Source organism: Bacillus sp. CFBP9009 (assembly GCF_036541465.1).
Taxonomy (GTDB): Bacteria; Bacillota; Bacilli; order Bacillales; family DSM-1321; genus Peribacillus.
This window is the reverse complement of record NZ_JAZHFU010000001.1, coordinates 770,127-789,248: the sequence shown is the minus strand read 5'-3', so window position 1 is coordinate 789,248 and position 19,122 is coordinate 770,127. Positions and strand designations below refer to the sequence as shown.

The following is a 19,122-nucleotide window of genomic DNA, read 5'->3' as shown; positions in this document are numbered from 1 at the left end:
CCATCATGGTCTCCAATCAATCAACAAATTCAAATTCATATTCAAGGATACGGACGATATCGCCATTTGTCGCACCTTTTTGGCGAAGGCCTTCGTCGACTCCGAATGAACGAAGCTGTCTGGCGAAACGACGTATGGACTCTTCACGGGTGAAGTCAGTCATTTTGAATAAACGCTCGATCTTGAATCCTGATACGGCAAAGCTGCCATCGGGTTCGCGTTCAATGTTAAATTCATCCGACTGTGATGTATGTTTATATAGAACCCGGTGGATTCCAGTATTCTCTTCCTCATGATCAAGAGGGAACTCAGGGGTCTCTTCGATTTTATCAGCAATAGCATAAAGAAGCTCACGGATCCCTTCACGCGTTACGGCAGAAATAGGGAAGATAGGATAATCTTCTTCCAGCTTTTCTTTGAAAGCCGCTAAATTATCTGCTGAGTCCGGCATATCCATTTTACTTGCCACAATGATTTGCGGACGTTCAGTCAAGCGCAGGTTATACTCTTCCAACTCTTTATTGATTGTTTGGTAGTCTTCATATGGATCCCTGCCTTCAAGACCCGACATATCGATTACATGAACGATTACCCTCGTTCTTTCAATATGGCGCAGGAATTGATGGCCAAGGCCCACTCCTTCTGAAGCGCCTTCAATCAGACCCGGTAAATCGGCCATGACGAAGCTGCGGTGATCTTCCGTTTCCACCATTCCGAGGTTCGGGACAATCGTCGTGAAATGGTATTCGGCAATTTTGGGCCTTGCTGCGGATACGACGGAAAGCAAAGTGGATTTCCCTACACTAGGGAAACCAACCAAACCGACATCAGCCAACAGTTTCAATTCCATGACTATATCACGTTCTTGGCCCGGTTCGCCGTTCTCAGCGATTTCAGGTGCAGGATTGGCAGGTGTGGCGAAACGGGAATTTCCCCGGCCTCCGCGGCCACCTTTGGCAATAATGGCGCGTTGTCCGTGCTCAACTAAATCAGCAATGACTTCCTTCGTTTTATCATCAATGACAACGGTGCCTGGTGGAACCTTGATGACCATATCCTTTGCAGCCGCACCATGCATGTTTTTGGACATGCCATGTTCTCCGCGAGGTGCCTTAAAGTGACGTTGATAACGGAAATCCATTAATGTACGCAAGCCCTCTTCCACTTCAAAAACGACATTGGCTCCATTTCCGCCATCTCCGCCGGCAGGTCCGCCTTTAGGTATGAATTTCTCACGACGATAAGCAACTATCCCGTTACCACCGTCTCCGCCTTTTACATAGACTTTCGTTTGATCGACAAACATGCTATCACTTCCTTGTTTTCTGCAAGTCATTTCTTGCTGTATACTTCTCTAAAAGTTAATATCCATCTTAAAAAATATTTCATCCTCATTACATTCAAGAATTTCAATTGATTGCTCGGCCGTCAATGAACTTTCCAAAAACTCGATCACTGGGGATTGATCAATGAATCTGCCTTGCATATGAAATGAACAGTGCATATCGCTCACTTCTTTTTTACACATGGAAACAGCCAGTATATTTTCAAAAAACGGATCGAGATTCTTATCGAGAATTTTAAAGAAATCGTTTGTCCAGCGATACATCAGCCCGTCCATCTCAGTTGAGCCTTCAAAAACATCAATGATTTCATATTCGCAATAAAATGATCCGTTATTCCAATTCGACGTCAACAACATCTCGGTGAACTTAGGTAAATTCAAACTGGAGAGGCGTGCTTCATTCTGGGTTTCAACAATGATTTCATCAATGATGCCCTTGACACGATCAATTCTGTTCAACTCCAGATTCCCTTTGATGATTTGAATTTTATTCAGCCAGTCATGCCTGGTTTGACGCAGAGTTTCAATAGTCGTCCAATTTTTATCCATTATTAACACCTTCAATTATGATAAAGAAACTTTTTATTCAGCTCTATCATGTTGAATACTTCCATTTGTACAGTATATCAAAAAAACAACAAACAGGAAATGAAGCTCGATTCACATGCCTTCACATGAAAGCCCCCGTCCAAAAAATACAGCCGCACACCCTGAGTTCTTTGGACGATGGTAGAGCCATTTGAACAAAAAAAGAGAATGGGCCTTTTATGCACCAATTGGAGATATTATAGTTGAATTGGAGTGTCTATTTGGTTTAAACCAAATCGGATGGATGAGTAATCTTGGATTTCCCCCCTGAAAGTTTAAGAAAGCCCGCCGATTGGCGAGCCTTTTGTAAGTCAGAGGTTGTTTTCCTTATACTAATGACTAAAGTCTCCTGCAAAATGCTGGTTCATTTCCTATAGTATAAATAAAGGGCCGGACCCCTTCATCACTATATAGCATACCATTATTAAAAATGACGCGGTATATAGTGTCTTGTAGAAGGAATCAGACCCTTTTGAGTCAGCCTCTGTTCAAAGATGCCAATTATGCTTCTTGTGCAACTGGATATACGCTTACTTTTTTACGGTCACGTCCGAAACGTTCGAATTTAACAACACCGTCTACTTTAGCGTATAGAGTATCGTCTCCACCACGGCCTACGTTCTCACCAGGATAGATTTTTGTTCCGCGTTGACGATAAAGGATAGAACCACCAGATACGAATTGACCATCTGCACGTTTAGCGCCAAGACGCTTGGAGATTGAGTCACGTCCGTTCTTTGTAGAACCTACTCCTTTTTTCGAAGCGAAGAACTGAAGATCTAATCTTAACATTTGTTCCACCTCCTATTGGTTGAGGATAATTTTCATGTATTTACCATAATCACGTTCGATGGTTTGCAGCGATATGAGCATGCCGTTCAAAAGCAGCTGAACCTTCTCTTCCGATTCCGGCGAAAGATTCCCCGGAATGACGCAGCGAAGATAGCCGCCTTCTCTCCCTTGCTCAATCTCAGGCTCTACGTCCGTTAAGGACATAATTGCATTGACTGCCCCGAAGGAAACAGCCGATACACCTGCACAAACGATATCAGAACCTTTTTTAGCAAAATTAGCATGTCCGCTTAAGGTGAACGAAGCAATCCGTTCCTGCGGAGCATCAAATACAACTTTGATCATCTAGAATCAGCCCTTACGCGTTGATTGCTTCGATAACAACTTTAGTGTATGGTTGACGATGACCTTGTTTTTTACGATTGTTTTTCTTCGCTTTGTATTTGAAAACAGTGATTTTCTTTTGCTTACCTTGTTTTTCGACAGTACCTGTTACAGTAGCGCCTTCAACTAGTGGAGCACCGACTTTCACGTCTTCGCCACCTACGAATAAAACTTTGTCAAATGTAACAGTTTCGCCTGCTTCTGCGTTTAATTTTTCAATGTAAACCGCTTCGCCAGCTGCTACTTTAATTTGTTTACCGCCAGTTTCGATAATTGCGTACATACTTGCACCTCCTTAAATGTCTCAGACTCGCCAATCACAGGCGTTTTACCAGAAAGGCAAAAGCTTAAAACCTGATGTTGAGCGGTTGTAGCACGGGTGCTACAAACATAACATTAAAATCCTAACATGAAACAGGAAAGGCTGTCAATATATTTATAACAATTCCCGCCCTTCACTCGAAAGCCCGCCCGATTTCCTGAATGCTCCCGAAGCGCTTGATGGAGTAAGCATTCCTCGAACCTGGGATAAAAGACAGGAATAACTTTTTACCGATCAATTCCTCCAATGTCGGCCGATATGATTCCTTTTCACCAAGCAGCACGTCCGCCACCGCTTTACTGACCTCCACCCAGACCGCTTCATCATCCGTCTTCCTGTGTTCCAGCAGTTCACGTTCCAACCGGAAGGCCACCGTTTCCGGGCTCTCGATTTTACCGCTTCCACTGCACACAGGGCAAGGCACCGTCGTCATTTCACTTAAAGACGGGGAGGTTCGCTTTCTCGTCATTTGTAAAATGCCCAGTTCCGTAAAACCGATGACCTGGATTCGCTTCTCATCCCTCACCGCTTCCTTTTTAACGATTTCGATGATTTCCTGCTTATGCCCGGACTGGTCCATATTGATGAAGTCTATCAGGATGATTCCGCTGATATTCCTCAATCTCAGTTGACGGGCGACCTCTTTCGCCGCAGCCTGATTAACCGCAAACAATGTTGCTTCCTTCGCCACCTTGCCGGTGAACTTACCTGAATTGACATCGATTACGGTGAAAGCTTCCGTTTCTTCAAAAATTAAATATCCGCCATTCTCAAGCCAAACGATTTTCTTAGCCATTTTCTCAACTTGCGCTTCCACATTCCATTCGGAAAAAATATTCTTTGTACCCGATACATGGGATATTTCCCACTCCTTACGGTTTTCCTGTATCCACTTTTTCAACTCGCGATAGGCCTCGAAGTCATCGATGGCAAGTTCCCCGGTCGCCGTTCCCGACATTTCGGAAATGATCATATCAAGGTATTCGTCCCTCTCATAGAGAAGGGAAGGGGCCTTGAGGGACGCAGCCTTAAGTTCAAGCCCTTTAAAGAGCTCCCGCAATCCATTTAACCTGTCAAGGAAGACCGATTCACTTTCGTTCTCCATCGAGGTGCGGACAATCAATCCCTCATCAGGATTTTTATGCTGCAAGGCAGTTTCCCGCCATTGCTTCTGAAGATCATTGTTTTTGAATTTCTTTGAAACACCAACATAATCTATTCCATGTATGTATACGAGGGAATCTGTCGAAAACTCGATCAGCCCAGTCAATTTAGCTCCTTTGGTGCCCGTTTCATCCCGCGTCACCTGAACTAGCAGCTTTTCTCCTTGACGGACAAATTGACCGATCGATGCTTTCCCATCACTTTTTTTTGTCTGCTGGAAAGAGGGAATCTCGTCACGGTGTAAAAAACCATTTTTCTCTGCACCATAATCAACGAAGACGGCATCCATGCCCGGTAACACCTTCGTCACCTTCCCAAGATAAATATTACCGACCGTACTGCGCTTTTGAGGCGGCATGATTTCAAGTTTACGTAAAACACCATTCTCAAGTACAGCCACTCTTTTTTCGCGTGAAGCTAGGTTCGCGATCATTTTTTTCATCAAAAAAAATCCTCTCCTCAATTTGAAGAAAGGATAACATATTTAATAAGAATATAATAGGTCACCGATTTTCCCGTTTGTCATTTTCTCGGAAAAATAGGCATGAAGGATTTCCGTTTCATCCAACGAGCCGCTCTCTTTCCCATTTTTCATGATGATTACGGGGTGTTTACAGCCGCGTTGAAACATTTCCAGCACTTTATAAATCGGCTCTTGTGAATCCACCGAGATCGGCTTCAGTTTCGCCAAATCATTCGTATGCCCGTAATGGCGCTGCAAAAGAAAGCGGATGAACGCATAATACCTCTGCCGCCATTCCATGACGAGTGAGAGACTTATGAAAAAGATGATGAGCCAGATGTTCAAATTGAGCGGATCCAGAATGAGCCAGGTCAAAAAAGCAAGGAAAGCGAATACTGCAGAAAAGTGAAGTGTATGTTTCTGCGCTTCCAGAAAGGTGCAGTATAGGGAAACACCGATGAATAGCAGCCGTCCCCCGTCCAGGGGCCAAATTGGCAGCAGATTAAAAATCAACAGCATAAGATTCATATACAAAAAGGGCTGGTACAGCTCATATGGGATAATGGTAAAGAAATAGAGCAAAAAAGCTGCGCCAATGAGCCAAACATGTTGAAGCGGACCGGCAAGCACCACCGCCAAATCCTCCTTCAAACTCTTGTTTCCATATTCCTCAGTCTCGACAGCCCCGCCAAAAGGAAGAAGCTGGATTGACTTAATCCGCCATTTGAAGTGCTGGGCACAGACGGCATGCCCCATCTCATGTATGAAGACGATGAGCAACAGCATCATCACTTCAATGAAATGGGCTGTGAGGATGGCGATGCCAATGACAAACCACAATGTCGGGTGCACCCTGATTTTAAACAGTAACTTCCCATATTCACTCAAAGGAAATCACCTTTTTAGGATCGACGAAAGCATCATTTTCTTTTATCGCTAAATAAAACCTGCCCATGGATCCATCTTCACTTAGTGTAACCTGTCCGACTTCATTGCCCTTTTTAACGAACTCATACAATTTCACATCAATTCCTTCCAGCTGCCCATACCAAGATTCACTTTTATTGGCATGCTGAATGACCACCGTCTTTCCGATCCCCTCCTTTTCACCGGCAAAAATGACTACCCCTTCATTAACGGCCTCTACCTTTGAGCCTTTGCTCGTTTCCAATATGATTCCCTCACCGTTCGTCTCGAAGTTTTGGGTAATCTTCGCAGAAGCTGGCATTGCATATTCTTCATTCGAATCAACAGTTTCCGTATTGGCTTCATTCGGTAAAAAAGCGATCGGTTTACCAAACGCACTTTCGTACCAATTGGAGATTGAAGCGAACTGAAATTCCTTGTTCATGTTCTCCGTGACAAAACTCCTGGCAGGGTCAAGCCGCACAGAAGGGTGTTTGAACATCACCGCGACAATCAGGAACAGGCATACACTGGCAAGGATTTTAAAGAAAAAATATTCTTTCTTGAAGAGCGGATGATCTTTTTCGGAATACCCGTTATATGAATCAATCCCATATGGTTCCTCATTGTTGATCTCCGTCCAACTACTGCTTCCTGCAGGTTTATCATTAAACTTGCGTCTCTTGGCGATACGATTGCGGATATCTTTCCTGCGATCATCCATTCCAGACTTCCCCCCCTGCTCATATCAAAGCGCTATATTACAACGTATGAGCAACTTGTCCAGACTATTCTGCACTTCCCTGAAAAATTTTTTTCCGATGAAAAATCCACCGAAACTTATGAATTTCCAAGGTGGTTCGGGCATCGATTCAGAAAATCGAATAATTGAGATTGATATTGTTCCCCGGAATTTGTTATAATAAAGTGGTTTTAACATTATTGAGGGGGAACATTTTTTTATGTCAATCGAAATAGGCAGCAAAGTACAAGGTAAAGTAACAGGTATCACTAATTTTGGAGCATTCGTAGAATTACCAGGAGGCTCAACAGGTCTTGTGCATATCAGTGAGGTAGCAGATAGCTATGTAAAAGACGTAAATGACCATCTTAAAGTAGGCGACCAAATTGAAGTAAAAGTGATTAGTGAGAAAGACGGAAAAACTGCCTTGTCCATCAAAAAGGCTATAGATAGACCCGAAGGGCAAACCTCTTCTTATACCAAACGCCCACCACGCCAAGGGGATAGCCGTTCTAAAGATTTTCGTTCAAAAGGTAATTTCCAACCAAAGGAAAATTTCGAAGATAAAATGGTGCGCTTTTTAAAGACTAGTGAAGAAAATTTATCGACTCTTAAACGCAGCACCGAATCAAAACGCGGCGGCAGAGGCGGAAGACGCGGATAACTCGCTGCATTTTTAGCATATAGATCAGGCAAGCCAGTATATGGCTTGCCTTTTTTATTTCACAAGAAGCATAAAAAAAGCGAGGGCATCAAATGCTCCCCGCTTCTTGACAAAAGAATATAGATTTACCGCACGCTGAAGAATTTTTTCAATTTGGACATGAAGCCCTTTGGTTCGCTGCCAATTGGAGTCAAGGGCACAGATTCACCAAGAATCCTTCTGGCGATGTTCCGATAGGCAAGCGAAACTCTATTGTCCGGATTATAGGCAATGGGTTCCTTTTTATTCGCTGCCACAATGACCTGGTCATCATCAGGAATGACGCCGATCAAATCAATCTTAAGAAAATCGGCAACTCCATCGATATCCATTTCTTCATCCTCATGAAGCAAATGGCCGCGGATCCGGTTGATGATCAATTGAGGCGGTTCAATATGCTCTTCTTTTTCAAGCAGGCCAATAATACGGTCAGCATCCCTGACAGCCGGTCTCTCTGCGGTCGTAACGATGATCGCCTTGTCTGCCCCAGCTATGGCATTCCTGAAGCCCTGTTCAATGCCTGCAGGGCAATCAATGATGACATAATCATAGTCAGGCTTCATATCGCTGATGAGTTTCCTCATCTGCTCTTCATTCACCACTGTTTTGTCACTATTTTGCGGAGCGGGAAGCAGATAAAGCAAATCCTCGAAATGTTTATCTTTTATAAGCGCCTGGTGTATCTTACAGCGCCCTTCGACCACATCGACCAAATCATAGATGATGCGATTCTCCAATCCCATGATCACATCCAAATTCCGAAGACCAATATCCGTATCAATCAAGCAAACCTTTTTGCCTAGAAGAGCTAAAGATGTTCCTAAATTGGCGGAGGTGGTCGTTTTCCCGACACCACCCTTACCGGATGTTATAACTATTGCCTCTCCCACGATTAGAGACCCCCTTCTAATCTATTTAAATTAGGTCTATATTTCTTTAGGACTTGCAATTTTTCTATTATGATATTTTCATCTTCATCCATGAAGGCACATTCCAAGTCATGTCCCCATTTCGTATATTGGTCAGGAGATAAATTCACTTTTCCGGCAATGCGCAGCTGGGCGGGCTTCATGACAGAGGCAGCTATAATGGCCTCGTTATTCCCTTTATATCCGGCATGGGCTATTCCCTTTAGCTGTCCCATGATATATATGTTGCCACCCGCACGAACCGTTCCGTCGGGATTGACATCACCTATCAGCAGTAAGTCCCCGGGAACTTCAAAAACCTGTCCCGACCTTATCACCTTGGTCACGGTCGTCACTTGGTTTTCATCTTTCCATCGTTTCGCTTCATCCTTCGTCAGGACATTCGAAATCATCTCATCTACGAAAAGCTTCTTCTTTTTATGGATGACCTCTTTAATCTTTTCTTCTTGTTGTTCATCAAGATAGCGGTTCCCTGTATGTACTTTTACGGAAATGGACGGGTCATTTTCTTGAAACTGGTAGTTTGCCGAAAGCTTCACTTCTAACTCTTTCAATAATTCGGAAAATGAGCAAGAATCATCGAGATGAAGCATAAACCCGTCTTTTGTTCCCTTAATCATGACATTTTGCTGAATTCTTTTATTCATGACGTTTGTTTCACCTCAATGAAATATAATTCGACATAGGAAAACAAATTTCCTTTTTCTACGTACACGGAAAAGAGAAAATACATTTCCCACCTGCTTCTTAAGACACAGGAACGTTATTCCGTTTCTCCTTGCAAATCAAGCTTTTCAATCATTCTCTTTAAAGGGTAGCAGCTAATTATAATGAATGCGAGATTCAATAATAATGTCGGAATCAATCTCCGTTCCGCAAATTCACCAAATCCCATATCTGCAAAAGATAGTATGATATTCATCTGAAAGATGACAACCTCTAAAACTGCAGTGAATAAAAGCGCAGTAAGACAGGCAATCAATATATTATTTTGCAGGATTTTCATGCATTTTGATATCAGATAGGCAAGAAAAGGCAGCAGGAACATGTAAGTCCCAAGGATTTCCGTATATACGACATCATAAGTCAACCCAAGAATCGCCCCATAAAGCATACCCATTTTCCTTGAACCGAACATGGTCAGGAAAAAAACGAAAACCATCATGAAATGGGGCACGAGGATTTTATCGGCCCCGAATGCATCTCCAGCGAACATCTGGGCGAAGATGCTTTCAAAAACAAAAAAAACCAAGGCTATAAAAGAAAGGATGAAATATCTCACTCAGCTTCATCCTCCCCTTCACTTTCTTTCGGTACACCGTCCACTTCGCGCTGAACGACCATGACGTTATTAATATCATAAAAATCCGTCGAAGGTTCAATATATGCGGTCTGGTTCAATCCATATTGATCCACTTTGACATCGACAACTTTCCCGATCAGCAGACCTTTCGGAAAGATCCCTCCATAACCGGATGTGATGACCAATGAATTTTTCTTGATCTTTTTATCATATGGGATCCGTTTCATCAGCAAAAGGTTCTTCTTATCATCGAATCCTTCAATCAAGCCATATGCTTTATCATCACCTTGGACGATCGCTGAGACACGATTGGCTTTATCGATCGAGCTTAAAAGTTGAACCGAGGCCGTGAAATCCGTCGCGGATTTCACCTTACCGACTAACCCATTGGACGTGATGACAGCCATATTTTTTTCTACCCCATTACGCTTCCCTTTATTAATCGTCAGCATTTCATGCCAGCGGTCGGGATTACGTCCAATGACCGTCGCCTGAGTGGGCGAATACTTGCGCAGGTCATCTTCTTTTTTGAGGTTATCGCGAAGTTCTTCATTTTCTTCCTTTAAATCTTGGACTTGGGTTTTCAATAATACATATTCATCCAAGCGGGCTTTCAATTTTTTGTTTTCATCGTATGTATGTTGAAGGTCTTTTAAGCCCCCTACAAAACCTGTTATACCCGATACTGGCTTATTAAACACATTTCCGACCCAGCCTGTCGTATCTTTCAGGAATTGCTCCGGCCAAGTCAACTCTTCTCTCTCCCTTAATGAAAAACCGATCAATGCCACGAGAACGATAATACTAACGAGCAAGAGAAGGAGCTTTTTATTAAAAAACTGTGGCATGGTGATTACACCTCTATCTAAAATTTCTTAAAAATACACTATGGATTTAATTAAACAGCAAAACATAAGAAAAACCGGCTCAAAATTGCACCTTTTGTTGAGCCGGCCCTATTTGAGAAGTAATGCTTATCGCGAATCTCTTGATTTAGTCTTGAATAAATGAATGTGGTCCAGCGCTTTTCCCGTTCCGATTGCAACACAATCCAGCGGATTTTCAGCGATGATCACCGGCATTTGCGTTTCTTCACTGATGACTTTATCCAAATTGCGCAGCAAAGCACCCCCGCCTGTCAGCACAATGCCTCTGTCCATGATGTCAGCCGCTAATTCAGGTGGTGTTTTCTCTAAAGTGTTTTTCACGGAATCCACAATTGCAGAAACTGTATCGCTTAATGCTTTGGATATTTCCTCAGCTGTAATTTCGATCGTTTTCGGTAATCCAGTCAATAGATCACGGCCGCGAATTTCCATGTTTTCTACGCCTTCCGTATCCCCAGCAGAACCAATTTCCATTTTGATCGCTTCAGCAGTACGCTCACCGATCATCAAATTGTAGTTCTTACGGATGTAAACGATAATGGCATCATCCATTTCGTCACCGGCGATACGGATCGATTGGCTTGTAACGATTCCGCCAAGGGAAATGATTGCCACTTCTGTCGTTCCTCCGCCAATATCAACGACCATGCTGCCTGTAGGCTCCCAAACAGGAAGGTCCGCACCAATCGCTGCTGCAAACGGTTCTTCTATTGGATATGCGTCACGGGCTCCAGCTTGTCTAGCTGCATCGATGACTGCACGCTGCTCAACTGCCGTAATTCCAGAAGGCACACAAATCATGACATATGGCTTGTTGCCGAATACGCCCTTCTTTTGTGCTTCCTTCATATAGTACTTCATCATGGTAGCCGTCGTTTCATAATCGGCAATTACTCCATCCTTCATCGGGCGGAGGGCAACCACGTTACCAGGTGTACGGCCGATCATGTTTTTCGCATCGTTTCCGACTGCAACGATTTGCTTTGTATCTGTTTGCACAGCTACAACCGATGGTTCACGTACTGCGATACCTTTTCCTTTCACATAGACAAGCGTATTCGCCGTTCCTAAATCAATCCCTATATCTCTAGCGCCAATTCCAAACATTATGGTATCTCCCTTTCGTAAACAAAAATGCCTTTTTATAAGTTCAAATAATAATTTGTCGTTTTTTGACAATAAGAGTTTTGAAAAAGTTTCCTCTTTTAAAAATCATAAACAATATTATATCGTATCGTCAAAAATTTTGATAGTGTCATAAATAACCTTTTTCCTTCAAACTAACATATTTATGCTCCCCGATGATGATATGGTCCAATACTTCAATCCCGATTATTTTACCACATTCGACTAACCTTTTCGTCACTTCAATATCTTCTCTGCTGGGAGAGGGGTCTCCGGAGGGGTGGTTATGAAGACAGATGATAGAGGCAGCGGACCTTTTGAAAGCCTCTTTGAAGACCTCGCGCGGATGCACGATCGAGGCATTGAGGCTGCCGATGAATACTGTAGTTTTTTGAAGCACTTGATTTTTCGTATTTAAATAAAGACAGACGAAATGTTCCTGTGATAAAAACCGCATTTCTTCCATGCAATAATTGGCTCCATCTTCAGGAGATCTAATCACATAACGGTCTTGATCATTCAAATTGTTAATTCTCCTGCCAAGTTCGACAGAGGCCAGGATTTGAATCGCTTTTGCTTCACCAATCCCTTTAATCACGGTCAGTTCTTCCACTGAGGCTTCTTTTAGCAGGCGCAGGCCCTTGAAGGAATTGATGAGCCTGCCGGATAGTTGCAGAACGGATTCTTCCCTTGATCCCGTCCTCAATAGCAGAGCGAGCAATTCCTGATTGGAGAGACTCTGCGGTCCGTCCTGCAGAAATCTTTCGCGCGGCCTCTCCTCTTTCGGGTAATCCCGTATTAACATTTTTTCGCTCAAAAGATCAACCCTTCCTTAGAAAAGGGTAGATGCCAGAGGAAATCGATCATTCTAACTCTTCCTGCATCGCTTTAAGTTCCCGGGCCAGTCTTGAGACCGGAAGCCCGACGACTGAGAAATAGTCCCCTTTGATTCGTTCGACAAGAAGAGATCCGTATCCTTGAATCCCATAGCCGCCAGCTTTGTCAAAAGGTTCCCCGCTATCCAGATAACGTTCGATTTCAGCTTCTGGCAGCTCCCAAAATGTCACTTCCGTTTTTTCTGCGAATACTCTGCGATGCTTGCCGAATAGAATGGCGACACCTGTGTATACTTCATGTGTCCGTCCCGATAACATTTCCAGCATTCTTTTTCCATCCGCACGGCTTGTCGGCTTACCCAATATCTCACCATCAAGGACAACAACGGTATCCGAGCCGATTACCCAGCTTTCCTGAAATTTTGCTGCGATGGCTTCCGCTTTACGGGATGCCAGTTCTTTCACCGCTGCATCAGGACACATGTTTTCATCAATACTTTCATCGACATTGGAATTCATGCTTTCAAAGGGGATTTGAAGAAATTGTAGAAGTTCTTTACGACGTGGTGATGAAGAAGCTAAAATCAATGGCTGCATAATATAAAAGTCACCTTTCTTTACATAGGGAGATACATAACTATCCTATCAAATTATGGTGCAATCCACAATTATTGTTTACTAGGAATCGACAAATGCCTGTAAGTATTTCCCGGAAAATAAAAAAGGTGTCACAGATGGTTTCATATTGGGGAGCTTGTTCCATTGGGCAGCCCCCCCTTCTTTTCTTTACTTAACTCGATTTGTTTTGGAAATTCAATAAAAAATCAAGAAGACTTTCTTGAGCCTGGAATAGCTTTTCTTCGTTTTTGGAAGTCTCATATTCATCAATCGACTTTGCGGCAGCAGTCAGGTCATCGTTCATATTCGAAAACTCCGGCGATAATTTCCCCGCCTTCAGTTCATCCATGTTTTTTTTCAGGGTTTCTTTGTTTACCGTCCCTTCCTTTCCACGAAGCTTGGTTGCGGATGTTTCTGCCAACGAAGAATATACTTCCTTCATCTTGTCGAGGGTTTTCTCATCTTCCTCGCTTGTCCCAGCCGCTTCAAAATTGATTTCCTTCCAATATACGTCCACATCATAGGACTTTAAGAATAAGGCCAGCTCCTTACTTGCATCTAGACTCTCTGCCGATCCCAAGAATAGATAATAGCTGTCTTCCAATTTGAAAATTTCAGCAGGAACCTGCTTTTCAATGATTTTCTTTTGTATTTGCCTTGCCGCATCCTCGCTGCTGAATACTCCTCCCTGTACAAGGAATGTCTTCAGCTGGTTTCCTGGTTCAGTCACTGCCGCTTTTTTATCCTCAACAGTGGCTTCCGTTGGAACCGGGGTCTCGACCGAAGATACTTCAGCTTTTTCCTTTGTAATCGTTTTAACGGCGATCAAGCCAAGAATCGACCCAAAAAAAACAGCACAAATGACAGCAATCATGAATGTCTTGATCGGTCTTTTATCAGAACTTTTCAGCGAACTGGTACCAAAACCGATGAGCTTCGGCATTTTCTTCTTTGGAGGTGAGGGAACCAATACGATTTTGTTCTCGTTTGAATCCTCAGGGAGTATCCATTCGAAACTCTCATCTTTGTGTTCCTGTTCATGCTCCTTACTCGCCGCCTCTTGACTTTCAATCTTTTTATCGGCAAATACTTTTTCTTCCCCATTTATTTTAATCGTTACACCCTTGCTTTGTTCCGGCTTGCCCAATTTTTTTCCTCCCCTCCAGATCATTTTTTTCATCCTAACATAGAGGTAAAAAAAAATAACAAGACTTTTGTCGTCTTGTCATTAATAGGTTTCGTCAAATTTCCCTATTCATATATGGGTAACTAAAATAGACTTACAGGTACTGGTACTTCTGGTTCATGAACCATTCAATATCGCCTCTCACCAATTACATACATCACACTTTCATGTCACCTTCAATTGCAGCCAATTGGGGATAGTTCCCTACTGCGTATTGTTCAGGTGATTTTTGACAAATTCCTCTTGGATTAGGATGGTTCTTTAAGCTCATCTTAAAAAAGTTACATACCAATGTAAAAGGGAATCGCCCCAAAAATAAGCAGTCAATGTCCCAAAAACGATATACGGTCCGAAAGGAATAAGTGTTTTCTTTTTTAGGATTCCGGTCAGCAATCCGGTGAAGCCCAGGAATGCCCCATAAAAGCACGCAAAAAGAAACGATAACAGTACCATCTTCAGTCCCAATACAAAACCAATCACTGCAAATAGCTTGATATCACCGCCACCCATGCCACCCTGACTCACGACAGCGATTAATAACAGCAGGCTAAAGCCCACCACGGCCCCGACAATTGAATCCCACCAGGGCGACAGCGGAAATGAGACTCTTAAAACGATAAAAATCACCGTAAAGAAAAGCAGTATTTTATCAGGTATGAGCATATAGGCGACATCAGTCACGAAGATGATCATAAATAATGAAATCAATGTCAAGCCAACCAAGAGTTCGCTCGACCAGCCAAGGAATATGGGAGCGGAAGCAAACAAAACACCGGTCAGCATTTCCACTATCGGATAAAGGGGGGAAATCCTTGCTTTACAGCCCCGGCATTTTCCGTCTTGCAACATATAGGAAATAACCGGCATTAACTCGTAGAATGTCAATGTACGCCCGCAAGAAGGGCAGGCGGAGCGACGATTCGCAAATGTCTGACCAGCTGGAACACTTAAACCGACAACGTTAAAGAATGAGCCTAAAATTAAGCCGAAGACGAAGAGATAGATATGGATAGCCATCATTTATACAAAGTGCATGAGGATTCGATTGCTTTTCTATGAAAACCTAATAAAAAAGTCCCTTCCGCTATGTAATCATCACTGGGGCTCTTCATGATTATTCATTCCTCCCGTCATTTCATTAAGTAGATCCTACTATTCATCAATCATGTAGAATCAATATATAAACATATTTTAACAAATATACTTGGTGATTTGTTATCAAGCACTCTATTAGAGTTTTTTCTTTTCAAGCGGCTCTGTTAACAAGGGAAAAGGACCCCTGAATACATATCTTTCACCAAATCATAAATGAAAGTGAAGTCAACGGCAGCCTCAATTTCACGAAAACAATAAAGACTTTTGGCAAAGGGGTTCTATATAAAAGTTAAAATAAAGTTGATTGGAACGGAAGGTACGAGACTCCTGCGGGAAAAGCGAGTCCAGGGGAGACCCCGCAGGCACAAAGGCGCCGAGGAGGCTCCCGGACCGCCCGCGGAAAGCGAGTGCCTGGAGTGGAAATCAACGTTTAAATTGCACAAACCCCTAAAAAAACTGTAGGCAAACTCGCTTTGCTTCGGTTTCCATGATAAAGTGCCTCATTTCTCAACATTCGGGAAAAATAATTAGTCCACCGGTAATGCAGATCCTTTAGGCATTTCCCCTGATTAGGAACTCCCTCACAAGTGAAAGGAAATGGAGCGACCCTGTGATGACAAGAATCTCTTTTTCCCCTGTTTTCCTTTTGCCTTCCGTTATCGCCGCCTGCCAATCTTTGTTTATACGTTTATTTGGATGACTGCATTTTTCATAAAGCATTTTCGCATCCGCCGCCCGTTCATGGTCGAATTCGGTAATGATGATTTCCATCGCTTCCGTTTCCAGTACATGAAGCATCTCGGAATAATTTTTATCTTTAAATGAACTGAATACGAATCGGTACTTATAGTCGGGGTAATGCACTTTTAGCGTTTCCTTCAGCACGTCGATGCCAGCAGGATTATGTGCACCATCGATGATCACCAACGGCTCATCCGATATTTTTTCAAAGCGGCCATCCCATTTCGCTTCGCCTAATCCTTTAAAAATGCTTTTTTCATCGATATTTTCCATTCCTAATGTGACAGCAGCAATGGCCAGTGCCGCATTCTCCATTTGATGACGGCCTAGCATCCGCATTTCCACATTTTCGATAGATCTGTCGGCAAACGAAAATGAGAAAATTTGCCCTCGATCACTTTGCTTTATTTTGCCTATCTGAAAGTCTTTACCTAATTGGTAATAAGGTACGCCTAAAGATGACGCTTTTTCTTCAATTACTTTTGCTGGTTCCCCGGCTGTGACTCCGCTGATGATCGGCGCCCCGCTTTTAATGATGCCCGCCTTCTCAAAAGCAATTTCCCCAAGTGTGTTACCCAGGATGCTCGTATGTTCCAAAGAAATCGAGGTAATGATCGAAAGAAACGGCTGGATGACATTCGTTGTATCGAGCCTGCCTCCCAAACCGGTTTCCATCAGAACCAAATCCACTTCCTTTTTGCTAAAATAGGAAAATGCCACCGCAGTCAAAATTTCGAACTGAGTAGGACCGTCCCCTTTACTGTCCATCTCTTGAATAATCGGCCAAAGCTCCCGGAAGACAGCGATAAAATCCTTATCACTGATTTCATCTTTATTAATCTTGAGCTGTTCATTCATCCGGATTAAATAAGGTGATGTGAAGGAAGCGACCCGAATCCCTTGGGCAAGTAGGATTTCTTTAATATATTGCAGTGTTGATCCTTTCCCGTTAGATCCTGCAATGTGAATATACTTTAGCGCCTTGTGCGGGTCTCCTAATTCAGTTAACAATGCTTCCATCCGTGATAGGCCAAAATTCATGCCCAATTGAACTTGGCGCCGTTCAAAAAAATGATTGATTTCTTCCATGGTTGTTACCATTATCGTTGTGCCTCCTCTTTCTTTATACCGCTCTTATGCGTTAAGATTATTTTATCAATATATGAACGATTAACCTAGATGAAAGGTAGTGTTTTACCATGAAACCTTCAGATTACCACTGTTGGATTGTCGTTAACGGCTATTTACAGCATGATAAGTTTTCCAGTTTAGCTTTGTTCATTAAAGAGGCGGCTGAAAGGAAAGATATCATGGCAACCCTTATTCGTAATTCAGATCTCATTCCCATAATCGAAAAAGGAGTGCCACTGCTTAAAGGAGCTTTTGATAAGCTTCCTGATTTTGTTCTGTTCATGGATAAAGACATTCATTTGGCACGCCATTTGGAATTGCTCGGCATCCCCGTTTATAACAGCAGTAAAGCGATCGATATTTGCGACAGCAAAGCAAAAACACATCAAGCATTAACCGGGCATGGCATACCGATGCCGAAAACCTTATTTCCCCCTTTTACGTACGAAGGGATTGAAAGGGTCAATATGGATGCTTTTATACAAATCGGCAATGAACTTGGGTATCCACTTATCGTTAAGGAAGCATACGGTTCTTTTGGGGAACAAGTATATTTGATCCAAACAGAGGATGAGTTACTAAAGACGATCCGTAATCTTGGCCACAAACCATTTATCATCCAGGAATTCATCGAGCACAGTAAAGGTCGGGATATTCGTGTGAATGTCGTGGGCAATCAAGTCATAGCAGCGATGCAACGCCATTCGGAGCAAGACTTCCGAGCTAATATGACTGCCGGAGGGCAGGCTGCACCATATATACCCACCAATGAAGAAGCACAACTTGCCATCCGATGTGCGCAAATTCTGGGTGCCGACTTCGCTGGCGTCGATTTGTTGTTCGGTGAAGAAGGTCCGCTTTTGTGCGAAGTGAATTCGAATTCGCATTTACTGAATATTTATGAATGTACAGGCATCAACATCGCTGATAGCATGTTCGATTATATCTTGAAAGAATTAGGAAAAGGAAGTGCATCTGATGAAAAAACAAGCAGGCTGGTTGATTTATAACCGTGAGGATGCCTTAAAAAACAAAGGATACATAGATTGGATGCTTGACGAAGCCAGTAAGCTTGATCTTGATTTACACTTTCACTTTCGGGAAGACCTTAGGATCGGTCATCGTTTCAACGAGTTGTACGTGGAACATGAGACGCAGCCAATTTCATTGCCAGACTTTGCTATCGTCCGGACCATCGATCCTTTTTTTACAAAGCAACTTGAGCAACTGGGGATTGATTGCTTTAACTCCTCCTTCGTATCGGAAATCGCGAATGACAAAGCAAAGACGCATCAATATTTGTCCTCGCTTGGGATTCCAATGGCCGATACCGTATATTGTAACGGAAGGCCGAGTGCCGATGACATGGAGTTCCCTTTCATTGCTAAAGAAACAAGTGGACGCGGCGGGAAACAAGTATATCTAATACAACATGCCGATGATCTTGCCGAACTGAAAGATGGAAATTGGATAGTCCAAAAACCTGGCTTATTCGGTAAAGATATCCGCGTATTTGTAATTGGAAAAAAAGTGAAGGCTGCTGTACTTAGGGAATCCGCTTCAAGTTTCAAGGCAAATTATACGCTTGGCGGATCGGCTTCACTATATGAGCTATCTGCAGCTGAATTAGCCCTTGTCCAAAGAGTAATGAGGTCGTTTGATTTCGGCCTGGTCGGGATCGATTTCATATTTGCCGAAGATGGCAGCCTCATGCTCAACGAAATCGAGGATGTCGTCGGCAGCCGGACATTAAGTGCACTAAGTGATATGAATATCGTATCGGAGTACCTTACATTCATAAAAGAAAGAATATCCTCCTAACGAAACACAAAAAAGGATGAACCGGCATAAAGCTGGTTCAT

21 protein-coding genes and 1 other annotated feature are annotated in these 19,122 nt (G+C 43.0%); of the genes, 3 read left to right on the top strand and 18 right to left on the bottom strand.

Annotation, left to right across the window (positions count from 1 at the left end; translation table 11 throughout):
• Positions 1 to 16 precede the first annotated feature (16 nt).
• The 8 genes from obgE to V3595_RS04025 form a co-directional block, all read right to left on the bottom strand.
• On the bottom strand, positions 17 to 1,306 hold the full coding sequence (obgE, locus tag V3595_RS04060; protein WP_402898074.1) for a GTPase ObgE: 1,290 nt from the start codon (positions 1,304 to 1,306) through the stop codon (positions 17 to 19).
• Between the two features lie 48 nt (positions 1,307 to 1,354).
• Positions 1,355 to 1,894, bottom strand: coding sequence for a Spo0B domain-containing protein (locus V3595_RS04055; RefSeq protein ID WP_098370077.1), 540 nt, complete (start codon positions 1,892 to 1,894; stop codon positions 1,355 to 1,357).
• Between the two features lie 540 nt (positions 1,895 to 2,434).
• Positions 2,435 to 2,725 (bottom strand): 50S ribosomal protein L27, encoded by a 291-nt coding sequence (gene rpmA / locus V3595_RS04050; protein WP_048688955.1) that lies wholly within the window; start codon positions 2,723 to 2,725, stop codon positions 2,435 to 2,437.
• Between the two features lie 12 nt (positions 2,726 to 2,737).
• The gene (locus tag V3595_RS04045) at positions 2,738 to 3,070 is read right to left on the bottom strand and encodes a ribosomal-processing cysteine protease Prp (protein WP_101222784.1); all 333 of its coding nucleotides are present in this window, start codon (positions 3,068 to 3,070) and stop codon (positions 2,738 to 2,740) included.
• A 13-nt stretch (positions 3,071 to 3,083) separates the two neighbouring features.
• Entirely contained in the window at positions 3,084 to 3,392 is a 309-nt protein-coding gene (gene rplU / locus V3595_RS04040) for a 50S ribosomal protein L21 (RefSeq protein ID WP_034308849.1), read from the bottom strand.
• 13 nt (positions 3,393 to 3,405) lie between these two features.
• Positions 3,406 to 3,489, bottom strand: a sequence feature (ribosomal protein L21 leader region).
• 75 nt (positions 3,490 to 3,564) lie between these two features.
• On the bottom strand, positions 3,565 to 5,037 hold the full coding sequence (locus V3595_RS04035; protein WP_485905489.1) for an Rne/Rng family ribonuclease: 1,473 nt from the start codon (positions 5,035 to 5,037) through the stop codon (positions 3,565 to 3,567).
• A 42-nt stretch (positions 5,038 to 5,079) separates the two neighbouring features.
• The gene (locus V3595_RS04030) at positions 5,080 to 5,946 is read right to left on the bottom strand and encodes a M50 family metallopeptidase (RefSeq protein WP_402898079.1); all 867 of its coding nucleotides are present in this window, start codon (positions 5,944 to 5,946) and stop codon (positions 5,080 to 5,082) included.
• Entirely contained in the window at positions 5,939 to 6,688 is a 750-nt protein-coding gene (locus V3595_RS04025) for a peptidoglycan DD-metalloendopeptidase family protein (protein WP_485905488.1), read from the bottom strand. The genes V3595_RS04030 and V3595_RS04025 overlap by 8 nt, the downstream gene beginning before the upstream one ends.
• Positions 6,689 to 6,926: 238 nt before the next feature.
• Here V3595_RS04025 and V3595_RS04020 point away from each other — a divergent pair, with 238 nt between their 5' ends.
• Positions 6,927 to 7,370, top strand: a complete 444-nt coding sequence (locus tag V3595_RS04020; RefSeq protein WP_034308861.1) for a S1 domain-containing RNA-binding protein — start codon at positions 6,927 to 6,929, stop codon at positions 7,368 to 7,370.
• Between the two features lie 125 nt (positions 7,371 to 7,495).
• Here V3595_RS04020 and minD read toward each other — a convergent pair whose 3' ends face one another.
• From minD to V3595_RS03970, 10 genes are all read right to left on the bottom strand, one after another.
• A complete protein-coding gene (gene minD / locus V3595_RS04015) occupies positions 7,496 to 8,299 on the bottom strand; it encodes a septum site-determining protein MinD (protein ID WP_034308862.1) in 804 nt (267 codons plus the stop codon).
• A gap of 2 nt (positions 8,300 to 8,301) precedes the next feature.
• On the bottom strand, positions 8,302 to 8,985 hold the full coding sequence (gene minC, locus V3595_RS04010; RefSeq protein WP_402898085.1) for a septum site-determining protein MinC: 684 nt from the start codon (positions 8,983 to 8,985) through the stop codon (positions 8,302 to 8,304).
• A gap of 116 nt (positions 8,986 to 9,101) precedes the next feature.
• Positions 9,102 to 9,620, bottom strand: coding sequence for a rod shape-determining protein MreD (gene mreD / locus V3595_RS04005; protein WP_402898088.1), 519 nt, complete (start codon positions 9,618 to 9,620; stop codon positions 9,102 to 9,104).
• Positions 9,617 to 10,489 (bottom strand): rod shape-determining protein MreC, encoded by an 873-nt coding sequence (gene mreC, locus V3595_RS04000; RefSeq protein WP_034308869.1) that lies wholly within the window; start codon positions 10,487 to 10,489, stop codon positions 9,617 to 9,619. The genes mreD and mreC overlap by 4 nt, the downstream gene beginning before the upstream one ends.
• Positions 10,490 to 10,615: 126 nt before the next feature.
• Positions 10,616 to 11,635, bottom strand: a complete 1,020-nt coding sequence (locus tag V3595_RS03995; RefSeq protein ID WP_034308871.1) for a rod shape-determining protein — start codon at positions 11,633 to 11,635, stop codon at positions 10,616 to 10,618.
• A gap of 148 nt (positions 11,636 to 11,783) precedes the next feature.
• Positions 11,784 to 12,458 (bottom strand): RadC family protein, encoded by a 675-nt coding sequence (gene radC / locus V3595_RS03990; protein ID WP_053537324.1) that lies wholly within the window; start codon positions 12,456 to 12,458, stop codon positions 11,784 to 11,786.
• A 58-nt stretch (positions 12,459 to 12,516) separates the two neighbouring features.
• Positions 12,517 to 13,086, bottom strand: coding sequence for a Maf family protein (locus V3595_RS03985; protein ID WP_485905487.1), 570 nt, complete (start codon positions 13,084 to 13,086; stop codon positions 12,517 to 12,519).
• 193 nt (positions 13,087 to 13,279) lie between these two features.
• Complete coding sequence (locus V3595_RS03980) at positions 13,280 to 14,254, bottom strand: hypothetical protein (RefSeq protein ID WP_485905486.1); 975 nt, start codon at positions 14,252 to 14,254, stop codon at positions 13,280 to 13,282.
• 306 nt (positions 14,255 to 14,560) lie between these two features.
• Positions 14,561 to 15,313, bottom strand: coding sequence for a prepilin peptidase (locus tag V3595_RS03975; RefSeq protein WP_485905485.1), 753 nt, complete (start codon positions 15,311 to 15,313; stop codon positions 14,561 to 14,563).
• 627 nt (positions 15,314 to 15,940) lie between these two features.
• Positions 15,941 to 17,230, bottom strand: a complete 1,290-nt coding sequence (locus V3595_RS03970; protein ID WP_485905484.1) for a bifunctional folylpolyglutamate synthase/dihydrofolate synthase — start codon at positions 17,228 to 17,230, stop codon at positions 15,941 to 15,943.
• Between the two features lie 98 nt (positions 17,231 to 17,328).
• Here V3595_RS03970 and V3595_RS03965 point away from each other — a divergent pair, with 98 nt between their 5' ends.
• Together V3595_RS03965 and V3595_RS03960 are read left to right on the top strand one after the other, a co-directional pair.
• Positions 17,329 to 18,270 carry an ATP-grasp domain-containing protein gene (locus V3595_RS03965; RefSeq protein ID WP_485905483.1) on the top strand — a complete coding sequence of 314 codons (942 nt, stop codon included), beginning with the start codon at positions 17,329 to 17,331 and terminating at the stop codon, positions 18,268 to 18,270.
• Positions 18,239 to 19,081 carry an ATP-grasp domain-containing protein gene (locus V3595_RS03960; RefSeq protein WP_485905482.1) on the top strand — a complete coding sequence of 281 codons (843 nt, stop codon included), beginning with the start codon at positions 18,239 to 18,241 and terminating at the stop codon, positions 19,079 to 19,081. The genes V3595_RS03965 and V3595_RS03960 overlap by 32 nt, the downstream gene beginning before the upstream one ends.
• Positions 19,082 to 19,122: the final 41 nt, after the last annotated feature.

Bases quoted from the DNA above. Each gene is read 5' to 3' on its own strand.
- obgE (WP_402898074.1), bottom strand. From the start codon at position 1,306: ATGTTTGTCGATCAAACGAAAGTCTATGTAAAAGGCGGAGACGGTGGT.
- V3595_RS04055 (WP_098370077.1), bottom strand. From the start codon at position 1,894: ATGGATAAAAATTGGACGACTATTGAAACTCTGCGTCAAACCAGGCAT.
- rpmA (WP_048688955.1), bottom strand. From the start codon at position 2,725: ATGTTAAGATTAGATCTTCAGTTCTTCGCTTCGAAAAAAGGAGTAGGT.
- V3595_RS04045 (WP_101222784.1), bottom strand. From the start codon at position 3,070: ATGATCAAAGTTGTATTTGATGCTCCGCAGGAACGGATTGCTTCGTTC.
- rplU (WP_034308849.1), bottom strand. From the start codon at position 3,392: ATGTACGCAATTATCGAAACTGGCGGTAAACAAATTAAAGTAGCAGCT.
- V3595_RS04035 (WP_485905489.1), bottom strand. From the start codon at position 5,037: ATGAAAAAAATGATCGCGAACCTAGCTTCACGCGAAAAAAGAGTGGCT.
- V3595_RS04025 (WP_485905488.1), bottom strand. From the start codon at position 6,688: ATGGATGATCGCAGGAAAGATATCCGCAATCGTATCGCCAAGAGACGC.
- V3595_RS04020 (WP_034308861.1), top strand. From the start codon at position 6,927: ATGTCAATCGAAATAGGCAGCAAAGTACAAGGTAAAGTAACAGGTATC.
- minC (WP_402898085.1), bottom strand. From the start codon at position 8,985: ATGAATAAAAGAATTCAGCAAAATGTCATGATTAAGGGAACAAAAGAC.
- mreC (WP_034308869.1), bottom strand. From the start codon at position 10,489: ATGCCACAGTTTTTTAATAAAAAGCTCCTTCTCTTGCTCGTTAGTATT.
- V3595_RS03995 (WP_034308871.1), bottom strand. From the start codon at position 11,635: ATGTTTGGAATTGGCGCTAGAGATATAGGGATTGATTTAGGAACGGCG.
- radC (WP_053537324.1), bottom strand. From the start codon at position 12,458: ATGTTAATACGGGATTACCCGAAAGAGGAGAGGCCGCGCGAAAGATTT.
- V3595_RS03985 (WP_485905487.1), bottom strand. From the start codon at position 13,086: ATGCAGCCATTGATTTTAGCTTCTTCATCACCACGTCGTAAAGAACTT.
- V3595_RS03975 (WP_485905485.1), bottom strand. From the start codon at position 15,313: ATGATGGCTATCCATATCTATCTCTTCGTCTTCGGCTTAATTTTAGGC.
- V3595_RS03970 (WP_485905484.1), bottom strand. From the start codon at position 17,230: ATGGTAACAACCATGGAAGAAATCAATCATTTTTTTGAACGGCGCCAA.
- V3595_RS03965 (WP_485905483.1), top strand. From the start codon at position 17,329: ATGAAACCTTCAGATTACCACTGTTGGATTGTCGTTAACGGCTATTTA.
- V3595_RS03960 (WP_485905482.1), top strand. From the start codon at position 18,239: ATGAAAAAACAAGCAGGCTGGTTGATTTATAACCGTGAGGATGCCTTA.